The following is a 14,274-nucleotide window of genomic DNA, read 5'->3' as shown; positions in this document are numbered from 1 at the left end:
GTTAAATTTCTCTTATGTTTTTACTTTTTACAATTCCCTTTTCAAGTTTAATAAAATTAATTTTAGTCAATTTTTTAATTTTTCTAGAATCGTAAAACCTATGAGTAATTTTATTAAATCTTTCTGATGTTATAATTTTTACTTCTTTATTTTTATTAACTAATTTTTTAACTTTACTTGCTAAATTAAAATAGCTAATTGATTGTCCAGTAGCAAGATTAAAAATACCAGAGCATTTTTTTTTAATTGTACTCTGTATTATTTTTGCAACATCTTCTACATAAATGTGATCTCTTTTCTCCTCACCATTTCCAAAAAGTTTAATTTCTTTCAAAAACTTTACCCCACGAATAAATCTATTCACTCCATACGAATTATGTGTGTCTCCATTTCCATATATTAATGTAGGACGTAGAATAATGACTGAAAAATATTTTAAATTTAAAAATATTTTTTCTCTAATTAAATGCATCAAACCATAAAGATCATCAGGATTAGGATTTGTTTTTTCATTAACCTTACTTTGTGAGGCGCTATAAACAGCATCTGAACTTATATAGATAAATTTTTTTAGTTTTTTTTCTTTTATAGCTTCGTAACAATTTTTAGACATTGATATATTGTTAATAAAAGTTTCTGCTGTTTTTGATTTATCAGGAGTTATTGCTGAAAAAAAAACAACTATATCATTCTCTTTAACAATTTTTTTTAAACTATTAATAGATTTTTTTTTTATCAAATTTATTTTACTCGAAGATATACAAATTAAATTATAATTTTTTTTTAATAATTTATTTGTATAGGATCCAACAAAACCAGATCCTCCAATCAAAACAACTCTTGCTTTTTTTTTATTCAAAAAATTCTCCCATACTTAAATATTTTAATTTATGTTTTTCAATTTCATTTTTATTTAAAACACAAAAAGGATCAATTATTAATTTGCCTCTCATTAATTTTTTTAATTCTTTCGTTTTAATTTTATTAAATTGTTTCCACGGAGTCATAATACATAAACAGTCTATATTCTTAATTGTCTCTTTGATTTTTTTACAAGAAATATGTTTCTTATTTTCAAAATTTAAATTTAAGGAAGGGTCATAAATTTTTAAATGATCATTTTTTAATTTTTTAATCAATTCTATTGAAGGTGAGTTTTTGATTGAGTTTGTATTTTCTTTATATGATAGTCCTAAAATACCAATTTTTTTTTTATTATTAATATATTTAAATTTTTTTAAATTATCATAAACCCAATCTTTCCTTATCTTTGAAATTTCATTCACACTTTTTATGAAATTAAAAAAGTTAATTGTTGACTCCATTTTATTTTTGAACATTTTTTTTATTACTGTGATATCTCTTTCAATATTACCTCCGGATATTCCAAGTCCTGGCTTAAGGTATGCATACTTTCCTATTCTTTTATCGAGTTTGAGAGCAGGAATAATAGATTTCCAACTTGCACCAATATTTTCACAAATTTTTGATAAAACACTTGTCATCGTTAAAGTTGAAGCTAGGAACATATTAATAGATATTTTTGTAAGTTCTGCGCTCAAATAATCCATTTCAAATATTGGACATTTAAATTTTTTTAAATAATCCAAATAATATTTATCTATTTTTTTATTTATATTATTTTTACCAATAATAAATCTTTCTGGAGATAGAGCTCTTTTTATTGATTTTCCGAATATTAATGTTTCTACCTGATAATAAAGTAAATTTTTTGGCCATTTAATTTTGCAAGTAAATCCTGGAGGAACTTGAGACAATAATATTAAAATTGTTTTTTTATTAATATTTTTTAGTAGTATTTTAATTTTTTGATTTAATTTTTTTATATTAGGTTCGCCTAAATCATTTGTTTCTGTGTCATATGAGATAAAAATAATTTTACATTTCTTCAAATCATTTAATTTGTTGGAAAAAAGAATATATTTGTTTTTTTTTTTTATTAATTTATTTAAGCCTGGTTCATTTATTAAAATTTTATTTTTTTTTAGGTTTTCAATTTTATTTTTGTTTTCATCATAACAAACTAAATTATAACCTTTAAGAGTTGAGGCTAAAGAATAATTTAAACCTAAATGACTTAATCCAAAAAAACCTATTTTAATTTTTTTCACGAAATTTTTTCATTTGATTGTTTATCCAAATATCATTGGATAAATCTGTTTTTTTTTTATTTTTAACCGATTTTTTGAAAAATTTGTATTCTTCAAGCCAAGTTGGATCTTTTAGATTTAATATATAATTTTTTTCCAATGGTTTACCAGATGGATAGACTCTTTTTCTAATTGTCAATTTAGAAGGACCCCACTTGCATAAATTGTTCATATGCACAGATCCTTTTTCAAATATTAAATCTAAATCCATATTATTTTTCCACATACATAAAGTCATTTCAAGCTGTATATGTATTTTTTTAAATCTAGAAAGTAGTACTGCATGGTCAGGTGATTTATTTTCAAAAAAATTCGAATTTATTTTTTTGAATGAAAAATTTTTTGATCCAAAAAAAAATATGCACAAATCCAAAAGATGAGACCCAATATCACTTATCACTCCAAGACCACTATCTCTCCAATTACTTTTTTTAACTAGTTTTGATGTCCCATTGCCATAAAAAATTCTTAAAGAATAAATTTTTCCCAATTTATTTTTTTTTATTATTTTTTTTATATTTTTATAATGTGGCTCAAACCTGTGATTATAAGCAACATAAGTAAAAACCTTGTTAGAAATAGATTTTTTTTCTATGTTTTTTAGCGTTTGACTTCTGTTTGCTAATAATGGCTTCTCGATCAAAATATTTTTTCTTTTATTAACAAAATAATTAATTAATTTTATTTTTACTTTATCTGGAACACATAACATTACTGTGTCATACTTCTCCTCAGGAATGTTTTCTAATTTTTTAAAATCTGATTTTTGGTTAAATGGATCGAAATAGGCAAAAAAATCTTTACCTAAATATTTTTTTCTTTTCTCTCCCTGAACTCCTTGTCCAACTATAAGCACCTTCATATTTTAAGTAGAATATTTTAATTTTTTTTCTATTTTATTAAGTCTATTTAATACATCATTTGCTTTTATTGGAATATTTCCATCTTTTTCACACTCTAAAGCCGCTGCGATAGATCCAAGAATTGATGCTATTATAATAGAACCCGATTTTTTTAAAGCTAATGACGAATAAGCTAACAAAGCATCTCCTGAACCTACTGCATCAATTACATTTTCAGCAAAACTTCCTAAAGAAAAATAATTATTTTTAATTTTTTTTTCTGAAGTCATGCAAAAAACTCCTTTATCTCCTAGTTTTAAAATTAAGTTTTTAAAATTTGTCTTGTTAGATAATATTGTTGCAAGATTTCCTACCGTAGTATCCTGGTCTGCCAATGCAAATCTAGCTTCTTTTTCATTTGGAGTTATTAAATTGAAATTTTTAAATTCTGTTATATTTCCCCACCTGCTAGCAACTTGACTGTCTGCAGCTTTAAATTTTTTCTTAGGAATTAAATTTATTAATTTTTTAATTGAGGAACTATTAAATATACCATGACGAAAATCACTAAAAATTATTATATCTGATTTATTTTTTTTTATTTTTCTTGAGAGTTTATCTAATAATTGTCCTGGTACTGGGCTGTTATCTAGCTTATCAACTTTCAAAATTTTATAAATTCCTGTAACAATTGAATTTTTATTTGTAGTTGGTCTATTTTCATCTGTTACATAATTTACATTTATCTTGCTGTGCTTTAATCTGTTTAAAATAAAGTTTTTAAATGAATCTTTTCCAAGTACAGTTGAAAATTGTACATTGGCACCTGCAGCCTTTAAATGTTGGGCAACTATAGCTGCTCCACCTACATAATGATCTTCTTTTTGATATAGTAAACTAAATGTTGGTGTCTTGGTTTGCCCTCCTATAAGATTAGTTCTGGTATATGTATCTACTATCGTATCACCTATAACATCAACACTTAAACTAGAAAACGATTTACATATTTTTTTAAGTTGATCAAAAGTGATCCCATTATTTTGCATAATGAAGGATAATTTTTCAATATTTATATTTGGAGCTGAATAATTTAAAAGATTTGAAGAAGAGTATACAACATCTCCAGGTGTAAAAATAATTTTTCCTTTATAAGATTTAATTACTTTAATTTCTTCTTTAGTTGCCTCTGAAAAACCTTTTTTAGAATATTCAAAACCTTTAGCAAAATAATATGGTTTTACTTTTTTTAATAATTCTAAAGGTTTGGCGTTCTTATCAATTATTACATAATCAACAAAATCAAATGCAGCAATATTTAAAGCTCTTAAATTTTCAGGAACATGAGGTCTATAAACTCCCTTCTTAATGTGTTTGTCTGCTGTAAGACTAACGATTAAAATTGGCGCTTTAGTTTTTGCAAAAGCTAAATGTCTTAGGTGTCCTGGATGAACAACGTCAAAGACTCCATGACATAAAATTGATTTTTTTTTTTGTTTGTTTTTTGATAATATTTTTAAAATTTCAGAAATACTTTTAATTTTTGATTTATATTTTTGTAAAAAAGTATAATCCATTATCAATTTCCTAAATATTTAAACCAATTTTTTGTTGCCTTTTTTATATTTTTTTTATTCCATAACGGAGCATCTCTCCAGTTGTTAATTTCCTTAAGCATTTCTTTTACACCCTCTTCGAATGATACTGTTGGTTTCCATTTTAATTTTTTTTTTATTTTTTTTATATCTGCCCAAGTACAATCTGGCTCCCCAGGTCTTTTTGGAATAAAAATTTTATTACCACCAATTAAATTTGCCAAATAATTCACAGTTTTTGGATCACCACCACCTAAATTAAAAATTTGTCTATCATACTTGCTTTTACCTAATTTAAAAAATGCATCAGCAACATCAGTCACATAAATATAATCTCTTTTTTGTTTTCCATTACCTACTATTGTTAAAGGTTTTTGAGCAAGTTTTTGTTTAAAAAAAACACCAAAGACTGCACCATAAACACCTGTGGTTCTAACTCTTGGCCCATATGCATTAAATATTCTTATTGAGTTTGATCTTATTTTATAAACTTTTGACCAGTGAAAAGTAGCCTGTTCGCCTTGATACTTGCTTAATGCATAAGGATACAAGGTAAATATAGGATGATTTTCACTTGTTGGTGTTTTTGCAATTCCATAACAAGATGAAGACGCAGCATAAATAAAATTTTTAATCTTTGAATTTCTACATCCTTCTAAAATATTAACTGTTCCAAAAAGATTAGTGTTTATATAATTTTTTGGGTTTTCAATTGATGGCACAATGTCTCCTTTGCCAGCAAAATGGAAAACATAATCTAGATTTTTAAAAATTTTATTTGTTGTACTGATTTTTGTTATATCTTTTTTTTCAATAGATAAATTTTTATTATTTAAATTATGTTTAATGTTTTTTATATGACCACCACTAAGGTCGTCTAATATTCTTACTGTATAATTTTTTGCTAGTAGCAAGTCCACCATATGGCTTCCTATGAAACCAGCACCTCCCGTAACTAAACATACTTTTTTTTTCATTTTGCATTAATTTTTTTAAGAGTTCTTACATTATAATATATATCATTATCAAAACTGTCCGGGATAAGTTTGTTATTAAATGCTTCACATAGCTCACTAATAGCATATTCAATGCTAAATTGTGGGGCAAAATTTAAAACTTTTTTTATTTTGTCAGAATTGATATGATAGGATCTATTATCATCTGATTTTTGATATTCAATTTCGATTGGTTTTTCTTGTGGTGTTTTTTCTTCGACAACTTTTTTTACAAGTTCAGCAATTTGTTTGATACTTAAGTTTTGATAACCAACATTAAAAATTTCATTCTGAATTTTATTTTCTTCAGCTTCTATAAAAGTATTCACTGCTTCACAATAATCTTGAATATATAAGTTGGGTCTAAGTTGATCGCCTCCAAAGACTAAAATTTTTCTGTTATTGACTGCATGATTGGTTAAGATATTAACAGATAAATCTAGTCTCAACCTTGGTGCATAACCACATACAGTTGCCGGTCTAAATGCTACACCAATAAATTTTTCATCCGTATGCTTAAATAATAAAGGTTCGCAGTCTCCTTTAAATTTATTATACAAAGTTAATGGTACGAGAGGGTGTGTCTCTGTAACATTTTTTTCTTTTGATACACCATAAACTGAGCTGGTTGATGCATAAATAAATCTCTTTATACCTGCTTTTTTAGCCGCTATAACCATTGGCTCAAAAGCCTCCATGTTAACTGTTGAGGATAATTTTTCATCTAACACGAAACTTGCGTCATTAGAAATGCAGGCAAGATTTACAAAAATATCATATCCTTTTGACTCTTTATAAATAAGATCACTATCTCTAATATCCCCTTTTATTATTTCTAGATTTTCATTATTTCTTGGTAAATGATCGCTACCATAATGCATAATATCATAGACTTTAATTATATGACCTTTTTCCAATAAAAAAGGAACTAGCCTACTACCACAGTATCCAGCTCCTCCTGTAATAAATATTTTTTTTGAATTACTCAAATTTTAAACCCCGACATTTTTGCGTCTTTATGAAAAGTTTTTATAGTTTCAATCGAATATTTATTTAAATTCTTATTTATTAAGTTGAATTTGTTAATTATATCATATGGAATAGTAATTATATGGCAACCAAGCTTATCTGCCTCAAATAAATTCCAGAGTTCTCTTGGACTTGCCCATAAAATTTTTATTTTTTTCTTTTTGCTTAATTTCACTGATTTTGACATTAAAGGTTTCGGGTCTATTCCTGTGTCTGCAATTCTTCCAGCAAATATTGATACGATCATTTCAGTTTTGTTTGGAAAATTTTTCAACAACCCTTTTACTTGTTTTAAGGTAAAAACTCCTGTTACGTTGCATTTAATACCTTCTCTATTTAATTTATGAACTAAATTTACAGTAGATACACCCTTTGTGTTAGTTATGGGTATTTTTACAGCAATATTTTTACCATATGAGGAAATTTTTTTTGCTTGTTTTTCCATTCCAGCAATAGTGTCTGAAAATACTTCAAAAGAAATAGATTTAGATTTGACTAATTTAGTTACCGAATTCAAAAATTTTTCGTAATCCTTAACACCTGATTTTTTCATTAAACTAGGGTTAGTAGTAAAACCACTAATAAATTTTTTTTTCTTTAAATTATTTATTTCTCTAATATTTGCACCATCTGCAAATATTTGAATTTTTAATTTTTTTTTTAACATAATATTTCTACCACTTTGTTTTATTAAGCTGCAATCTACTATCTGATACTATTGAATGCCAGATAACTGCTTGGAACGACTCTGAAATGGGGGTTACTAAATTTTCATTTTTTATTGGTATTTTTAACACTACATCGCCATTTTTTTCTAAAAAACTATTTTTTTTACCTACAATTCCTAGAATTAAAGTTTTTTTTTGTTTTGCAAATTTTATTGCTTGTATCAAGTTAACACTTACTTTCTTAACTAGGTTTCCTCCCCCAACTGAAAAAACGAAAATTGCATCATTTTTTTTTAAATTTGATACCTTTAGCCAATTAACAAATGAAGACTCCCAGCCATCATCATTTATTCTTGCTGTTAGCTCGGAAACATTATCAGTAGGAGCATAACATTCAATATTACATATCTTTCTAAAATCATTTACAGCATGAGAACAATTTCCTGCGCTTCCACCAACGCCGAGAAAAAAAACTCTACCTTTTTTTTTCTTCAGACTTCTCAAACTTAATATTATTTCATTTATTTTTTTTAAATCAATTTTTTTAGAAGAATTGATTATATTTAAAAAATAATTTGTTAAATGTGTATTCATTTTATATAAAATTTATAATCTTTTACACCTCATATATCATATTGCAATTTTTTAAAACGGAAAGTTTATGTGAAATTAATATAATTGTTTTATTCCCCTCTATGTTAAATAAATTTTTTAAAATTTTTGTTTCTGATGATGTATCAAGAGCATTAGTTGCCTCATCTAAAATTATGATATCTGATAAATTATATAATGCTCTGGCGATTCCAATTCTTTGAATTTGTCCACCAGATAATTTTTCACCTCTTTCACCCACTATAGTATCTATTCCATAATCCAATTTTTCAATTAATTCATCTAAGCCTGAGAGTCTGATAGCATTGCTCAATCTAAATTTATCTATTTTGTCCTTCTCTTCTAAGCAGATATTATTCTTTAAACTATTATCAAATAAATAAATTTTTTGAGGAACATACGTAATTTTATCCAACCACAATTTGCCAAGATTTTTAACACTGTCGTTATTATTTATTGTAATTTTACCTTTAGTAGGTTCTATTAAACCCAGCATTAGATCTATTAAAGTGCTTTTACCTGATCCGCTCTTCCCACCTATTCCATAAGAATTACCTTTTTTTATATCCAAATCAACATTTTCCAAAACCTGATTGTTTGAGGAAGGATATTTAAAAGAAACATTTTTAAAAATTAAATTTTCAAAATTAAAGTTTTTTTCTTTTTTTGATTGTAAAACCAATTCTTTGTTTAATTTTATATTTTCATCATATAAAATATTAATAGATGCTTGTTGGAATTTTAAAATTTGTTTAGAGGAAATAATTCTATTAAATGATGGCATTAAACGAAAAGTTGCAGCTCCAAATAATGCAATTTTTGGTAAAATTTCTTTAAAGGAGCTACCACTATCATATAAAGAAATCCAAATTATTAAAGAAAGAGATACGACTGCCAGAACCTCAAAAAAATATTTTGGTAGATTAGAAATAATATTTTGTTTCCTATCTAAATTTGCAGCATAAAAAACCTCATTATAAAATTTTTTAAAAAAAAAACTTTCCTTATTAAAAATTTTTATTTCTTTTATACCTCCAAAACTTTCTTGAATATTTTTAATAATTTCTTTTTCTTTAACTTGCCTTTCCTCACCCCATGACTTCAGCCTCTTTTTAGTGAGAGAATAAAAAAGTACAGAAAAAATAAAAAAAATAAAAAATATATAAATGGTTGCTTTTGTTTCTAAGAAAAACAAAAGTAAACTTATCCCTATAACAACTGCTAATTCTGCTATAAATGTAATAAACATTTGCAAATAATAAATAAATTGTCCTATATTGTTATTTATATTTCTTATTAGCTCAGCAGTATTGATTGATTTATGATAAAGTAAGGGCATTGAAATATAATTTAAAAAAAAATTTTTAGATATCCTAGTTTTTATTGAATATATAAAATGAAATTGAAAGAAATTAAAAAAAATCAAATAAAATATCTTAACAAAATATATTCCAGCAAAAATTAGTAATCCTATTGTTATAAATGTTGTTTGATCAAGGCTCGATAGATATAAAAAATTATCTTGAGATAAATAATTTTGAATTAAATTTAAAAAATTTCTATGATCTAGAAGAAGTGAGATTATTGGTATTACCATTCCAACACTTAAAATTTCAAATAAAGATGCTATGATTATAAAAAATAGCAAGGTTATTGAGCGTAATTTCTCTTTTGAGTCAATAAGTGAATTTATTTTATTAAAATTATTCATTGTTACTTAAGTACTTTTTGTTTTTAATTAAAATTTTTGCCAATTTAAAATCATATAAATTATCTATATCAATTGAATTTAATTCTGGAATAGAAAAATTTCCTATTTTTCCAAAAAGTCTATTTTTGTTTTTTAAAAATCCATTTTTTTTAAAAATATAAAATGAACCAGTTTCTATAAACTCCTCTTTACTTTCTTGTCTCATTATTCTTTTTTTATAATTGTAATTTATTGAAGTTAATTTTTGTTTCACTTTTTTCCATAAAAAATAATGAGATTTGCAACTTGAAAATAAACTATCATAATTGTGTTTTTTAAACTTTTTTAATGCCTGTATTAAGTTAGCACTTGAAAGTAATGGTGATGTTGCCTGAACAAAAATTACATTTTTTCCAATATTACAACTTCTTAATATTACCTCTTGCAAAACCACTTCTGATTGTGTTTTTTCACCAGCGCTTTTTTTTGATCTTAAAAAAAAAACTACTTTTTCATTTTTAATATATTTTTTAATAAATGAGATATATTTTTGTGAGTCTGTTGCAATTATTATTTTATTGAATAAATTACTATCAATTGCTGATTTACAGGCGTGATAAACTAAAGGCTTTCCAGCAATTAATTTAATATTTTTATTTTTTATTCCTTTGCTTTTTGATCTTATAGGGATTATGCACGTATTTTTTGTCATGGTTAAATTTTTTTAATATCAATATAATAATGGTAAGATTAATACAAAAGGTTAAAAGTGAACAGAAAAAACCCTTTAATTACTGAGCTTAATAAACTTGGTATTATAAATATTAATAATCTTCAAGTAATAAATAAAAAAACAAGGGATAGAAAAATTAATGTTTTGCAAGATATCAATTCAAAAGTGATATTACTTGAAAGACTAACAACTTCTAAAAGCTACTATGCAAACAATAAACACTACAAAAAATTCCAAAAAAATAAAAAAATTAAAAATTTTCCAGTGTCTTCATTAAACGATGAGAGCAGAAGATTTGATTTTTTGAAAACAAATATTAAAAATAAATTAATATGTGATTTCGGCTGTGGTGAAGGTGAATTTCTAAAATATGCATGCAAATTTTCAAAAAAGGTATTTGGAGTTGAAATTAATCAAAGTTCATTAAATAATTTAAAAAATTTCGAAAAAATAAAAGTTAAAAAAAATCTCAGTAATTTTAAATTTAATTTTGATTTAATTACAATGTTCCATGTTCTTGAGCACTTACCAAATCAAGTAGATATTTTAAAAAAAATTAAATCTAAACTAAATATAAATGGCAAAATCATAATTGAAGTTCCACATGCTAATGATTTTTTAATAAACGAAGGACCTAAAGAATTTAAAAATTTTACTTTCTGGAGTGAACATCTGGTCTTACATACGAGACAAAGTTTAAAAAAAATTTTAATAGAAGCAAATTTTAGAAATATTAAAATACATGGAATACAAAGATATAATTTTCTCAATCATTTTGGTTGGTTTACTAAAAAAAAACCAAATGGACACAATTTGTATAAAAATTTATTTGATGACAAAGTATTAAATGAATATGATAAATTTTTATTAAAATATAATTATAGTGATACATTAATTGCTATTGCAAAAAATTAATTAGGTTGAAAAAAAGTATTATTATTGCAGGTATCAGCGGGCAAGATGGCTCTATTCTTGCTGAGAAGCTATCTAATAATTACAAAATTATTGGTTTAACGAGAAAAAAAATCTCAAATAAAAAATTAGTTAAAATTGATAAAAAAATTTTACTTATAAAAACTGACTATACGTACAAAAGTCTATTTAAAATTATAAAAAAATATAAACCGATTGAAATCTATAATTTTGCTTGCCAGTCAAATCCATCCTTATCATGGGTAAAAATTAACGAAACATCATTTTCTATAGTTAATATTACTATAAATTTTCTAGAAATTATTAGGAAACATTTTAAAAAAATTAAATACTTTAATGCATCTTCTTGTGAGATTTTTAAAAGAAAAACAACAAAACATAGTGAGTATGATGAAATTTTTCCAAATAATCCGTATGGTATCTCGAAATCTTTCGCCCATTTTCTAACAATAGCTTACAGAAAAAAGTTTAACCTTTTTTTGGTTAATGGCATTTTATTTAATCATGAATCACTGAGAAGAAATAAAATCTACCTTGGAAAAAAATTAATTACAGAAGCGCATGAATTATTTAAGAAAAAAAGATCAAAAATAGTATTAAATGATACCTCGGCAATAAGAGACTTTTCATATGCTTACGATATAATCAATGGAATTATTGAGGTGATGAGGTTAAATAAATCAGATGATTTTATCATTGCTTCGGGCAAATCAAGGTCTGTAAGAGATTTTGCCAAGGTTATATTTAATGAATTAAACATTCCTTTAAATAAATTAAAAAGTTTAAATAACAAAGGAAAAGATTTTAGAGGAGCTAATATTTCTAAAATATTACATAAAACTAAATGGAAGCCAAAATTAAACTTTAAATCTTTTATAAAGCAAATGATAAGGGATTATAAAAAAATTAATTCAAGTAATTGAATAATTTTTTGATATCTCTTTTGAAATATTCACAATCATTTAAATGACCTTGCCAAGTTTCTAAAACGATTTTTTTATTAATATTTTTCACAAAGTTTTTTATTTTTTTACTTTTTAACAAGTCTCCTTTTCCTAGTAATACCCCTTCGCCATCAAGATTTGAAGCATCAGATAAATGCACGTGCTCAACAATTCCTTTGATAGAATCTAAGTATCTATCCAATTTAAAATTAAAATAATTACATGAAAGTTGCAAATGACTTAGATCCATGCATATTTTTAAATTAATTTTTTTTAAATAATATAAATCTTCAGGATTTGAAAAATAATTTATTTTTACTGAACCACCAAAATACCAAGCATATGGTGGTAGCCATTGTGGTAATATCAAAATATTATGTTTGTGCAAAATAGATTTCTGATAAATTTTTATTTTTTTATAAAATTCTTTTACTGAATAATTTTTATCTGTTGTTGAAAAACTGGCTATCAACAAAACTTTTGAATTATTTAATTTTTGTAATTTCTTAGCAAAATTTATTCCTCTTAAAATTGTTTTATGTGACAAATTATTTAAAAAAAATTTTTGTGAATAAATATCGATAAGATTATTTTCATCACAATAATCTGGTAAATGTACTGTAAATGAAGATTTTTTTATAAAATTTCTATTTATCAAATTTAATGAATTTGATTTTAGATCATCAAAACTAAGATGAAATTCATAATTTTTTAAATGAAATGTCTCATTAATATTTAAATAATCATGTGGTCTTATCGGAAGTGAAATAGAATGTTGGTTACAAAACTTTCTTAATTTTTCACTAAAAATTATCTTTTTTTTAAAATACTCAAACTTAATTGGCTGATTCTTATTTATTTTTATAGTTGTTTTTTTATTTATGACTTTATCAAGATCATTTTGCGTTACTCCAATTCTTGGTGAGTCTAATCTGATATTTTTTAAATTTAGTCTTTCTCCTTTCTTAATATCTTCGATTGAATAATAACTTTTGCCTAAATTTTGTAAATTTAGCATTTCTCCTTGATTTACTTTTCTTTTGTTATTTTTATTGTCAATTAAATGTAATTTTTTCGCGTAATTACACAGTTTCTCTAATTCAATAGGCTCTGAACTTGAGGAATGATCTAATCCTGTAGCAGATTTATTTAATGTTATATGTCTCTCTATATATTCAATTTTTTTTGAGAGTACATAAATACAATTTAATATATCTTCTTCATGACTAGAATATCCAATACTTTTAGTTGGAAGTATTTTTTTAAGTCTATCTATAAACCCAAGGTTTGCATTTTCATGTATTAGAGGATAATTTGAAACACAGTGTAAAAAAACTACATTTTTTAATCTTAGTTTTTTTACCTTTTGAATTATTTTTTTTATTTCAATTTCAGATTTGCCACCTAAAGAAATAAATAAATTTTTTGAAAAATTTAATCTAGTGATCAAATCAAAATCATCATTAACAGCTGATGGTATTTTAAAAAAGTCAAATTTGAAATTTTTAAAATCGTTTATATCTTCTTTATAAAAAAAACTTATTCCAACCTTTAAATTTTTTTTTTTGGCAATCTTTGATAGAATTTTAATTTTTGAGGGAGATAAGTAATTTTTTTTTAATTCATAATTAATTATTTCATTACCAATCTCTTTAGAAGTTTTTGAATTTGAAAAATGATTTGAATTTCTGTACTGAAATTTAACACCCCATACACCAATTTCAGCACACTTTAGAATTATCTCTTTCGATTTTTTAAATGAACCAAAATGATTAATTCCAATTTCAGCAATAATTTTTGTCATTTTATAATTGTTAACTATACATACTTACTTATTGATTGCTGTAGTTTCAATGAAAATTTATTATTAATTAATTAGAAATAATTAATGAAAATTTATTAATAATTAATTAGAAATAATTAATGAGAAAAAAATTTTTTATATTAATTCTTGCAATAATAACCTTAATATCTTTAATGGTATATGCATATAATCCCAAAAATTTAAGAGCGATAAAAGATTCAATTCCAGAAAAATTTAAAAAGCTAATAGTAAAAACTATTT

The 14,274-nt window shown here is 24.3% G+C and carries 14 protein-coding genes (1 of these 14 cut by a window edge); 3 read left to right on the top strand and 11 right to left on the bottom strand.

The window, feature by feature from the left end:
- Position 1: 1 nt before the first annotated feature.
- Genes ACQY31_RS05925 through ACQY31_RS05880 form a run of 10 tightly spaced genes read right to left on the bottom strand, consistent with a single transcriptional unit; the run spans position 2 to position 10,311 of the window.
- Entirely contained in the window at positions 2-859 is an 858-nt protein-coding gene (locus tag ACQY31_RS05925) for an NAD-dependent epimerase/dehydratase family protein (RefSeq protein WP_428079403.1), read from the bottom strand.
- Positions 852-2,132, bottom strand: a complete 1,281-nt coding sequence (locus tag ACQY31_RS05920; RefSeq protein WP_428079401.1) for a nucleotide sugar dehydrogenase — start codon at positions 2,130-2,132, stop codon at positions 852-854. The genes ACQY31_RS05925 and ACQY31_RS05920 overlap by 8 nt, the downstream gene beginning before the upstream one ends.
- Positions 2,119-3,033: a Gfo/Idh/MocA family protein gene (locus ACQY31_RS05915; RefSeq protein ID WP_428079399.1), complete on the bottom strand. Its 915-nt coding sequence runs from the start codon at positions 3,031-3,033 to the stop codon at positions 2,119-2,121. The genes ACQY31_RS05920 and ACQY31_RS05915 overlap by 14 nt, the downstream gene beginning before the upstream one ends.
- Positions 3,034-3,036: 3 nt before the next feature.
- Positions 3,037-4,587: a PfkB family carbohydrate kinase gene (locus ACQY31_RS05910; RefSeq protein WP_428079397.1), complete on the bottom strand. Its 1,551-nt coding sequence runs from the start codon at positions 4,585-4,587 to the stop codon at positions 3,037-3,039.
- Positions 4,588-4,589: 2 nt separating this feature from the next.
- Positions 4,590-5,582 carry a GDP-mannose 4,6-dehydratase gene (locus ACQY31_RS05905; protein WP_428079395.1) on the bottom strand — a complete coding sequence of 331 codons (993 nt, stop codon included), beginning with the start codon at positions 5,580-5,582 and terminating at the stop codon, positions 4,590-4,592.
- The gene (locus tag ACQY31_RS05900; RefSeq protein WP_428079393.1) at positions 5,579-6,589 is read right to left on the bottom strand and encodes an NAD-dependent epimerase/dehydratase family protein; all 1,011 of its coding nucleotides are present in this window, start codon (positions 6,587-6,589) and stop codon (positions 5,579-5,581) included. Before ACQY31_RS05900 ends, ACQY31_RS05905 begins: the two co-directional genes overlap by 4 nt.
- Complete coding sequence (locus ACQY31_RS05895) at positions 6,586-7,296, bottom strand: transaldolase (RefSeq protein ID WP_428079391.1); 711 nt, start codon at positions 7,294-7,296, stop codon at positions 6,586-6,588. The genes ACQY31_RS05900 and ACQY31_RS05895 overlap by 4 nt, the downstream gene beginning before the upstream one ends.
- A 7-nt stretch (positions 7,297-7,303) precedes the next feature.
- A complete protein-coding gene (locus ACQY31_RS05890; protein ID WP_428079389.1) occupies positions 7,304-7,891 on the bottom strand; it encodes an SIS domain-containing protein in 588 nt (195 codons plus the stop codon).
- 22 nt (positions 7,892-7,913) lie between these two features.
- Positions 7,914-9,620 (bottom strand): ATP-binding cassette domain-containing protein, encoded by a 1,707-nt coding sequence (locus ACQY31_RS05885; RefSeq protein ID WP_428079387.1) that lies wholly within the window; start codon positions 9,618-9,620, stop codon positions 7,914-7,916.
- Positions 9,613-10,311, bottom strand: coding sequence for a cytidylyltransferase domain-containing protein (locus tag ACQY31_RS05880; RefSeq protein ID WP_428079385.1), 699 nt, complete (start codon positions 10,309-10,311; stop codon positions 9,613-9,615). Before ACQY31_RS05880 ends, ACQY31_RS05885 begins: the two co-directional genes overlap by 8 nt.
- A 57-nt stretch (positions 10,312-10,368) precedes the next feature.
- Between ACQY31_RS05880 and ACQY31_RS05875 the strand changes: the two genes are divergently transcribed.
- Positions 10,369-11,247, top strand: a complete 879-nt coding sequence (locus ACQY31_RS05875) for a class I SAM-dependent methyltransferase (RefSeq protein WP_428079383.1) — start codon at positions 10,369-10,371, stop codon at positions 11,245-11,247.
- Positions 11,248-11,252: 5 nt separating this feature from the next.
- A complete protein-coding gene (locus tag ACQY31_RS05870) occupies positions 11,253-12,188 on the top strand; it encodes a GDP-mannose 4,6-dehydratase (RefSeq protein ID WP_428079381.1) in 936 nt (311 codons plus the stop codon).
- Here ACQY31_RS05870 and ACQY31_RS05865 read toward each other — a convergent pair.
- Positions 12,172-14,013 (bottom strand): N-acetylneuraminate synthase family protein, encoded by a 1,842-nt coding sequence (locus ACQY31_RS05865; protein WP_428079379.1) that lies wholly within the window; start codon positions 14,011-14,013, stop codon positions 12,172-12,174. The two genes, ACQY31_RS05870 and ACQY31_RS05865, sit on opposite strands and share 17 nt — an antisense overlap.
- Before the next feature lie 119 nt (positions 14,014-14,132).
- Here ACQY31_RS05865 and ACQY31_RS05860 point away from each other — a divergent pair, with 119 nt between their 5' ends.
- A protein-coding gene (locus ACQY31_RS05860) for a PQQ-dependent sugar dehydrogenase (protein WP_428079377.1) crosses the window boundary here: on the top strand, positions 14,133-14,274 show its 5' end (the start). The gene runs 1,205 nt beyond the window's last position; the window shows 142 of its 1,347 coding nt (coding positions 1-142); its start codon is at positions 14,133-14,135; its stop codon lies beyond the right edge, outside the window.

Origin of the sequence: Candidatus Pelagibacter sp. (genome assembly GCF_965262185.1) — a bacterium.
In the GTDB taxonomy this organism is placed as follows: Bacteria; Pseudomonadota; Alphaproteobacteria; order Pelagibacterales; family Pelagibacteraceae; genus Pelagibacter.
Note: the sequence above shows the minus strand (reverse complement) of the source record. Positions and strands in the feature narration are given on the sequence as shown.

Coding starts and splice junctions, on each gene's coding strand:
- ACQY31_RS05915 (WP_428079399.1), bottom strand. CDS start 3,033: ATGAAGGTGCTTATAGTTGGACAAGGAGTTCAGGGAGAGAAAAGAAAA.
- ACQY31_RS05910 (WP_428079397.1), bottom strand. CDS start 4,587: ATGGATTATACTTTTTTACAAAAATATAAATCAAAAATTAAAAGTATT.
- ACQY31_RS05905 (WP_428079395.1), bottom strand. CDS start 5,582: ATGAAAAAAAAAGTATGTTTAGTTACGGGAGGTGCTGGTTTCATAGGA.
- ACQY31_RS05895 (WP_428079391.1), bottom strand. CDS start 7,296: ATGTTAAAAAAAAAATTAAAAATTCAAATATTTGCAGATGGTGCAAAT.
- ACQY31_RS05890 (WP_428079389.1), bottom strand. CDS start 7,891: ATGAATACACATTTAACAAATTATTTTTTAAATATAATCAATTCTTCT.
- ACQY31_RS05885 (WP_428079387.1), bottom strand. CDS start 9,620: ATGAATAATTTTAATAAAATAAATTCACTTATTGACTCAAAAGAGAAA.
- ACQY31_RS05880 (WP_428079385.1), bottom strand. CDS start 10,311: ATGACAAAAAATACGTGCATAATCCCTATAAGATCAAAAAGCAAAGGA.
- ACQY31_RS05865 (WP_428079379.1), bottom strand. CDS start 14,013: ATGACAAAAATTATTGCTGAAATTGGAATTAATCATTTTGGTTCATTT.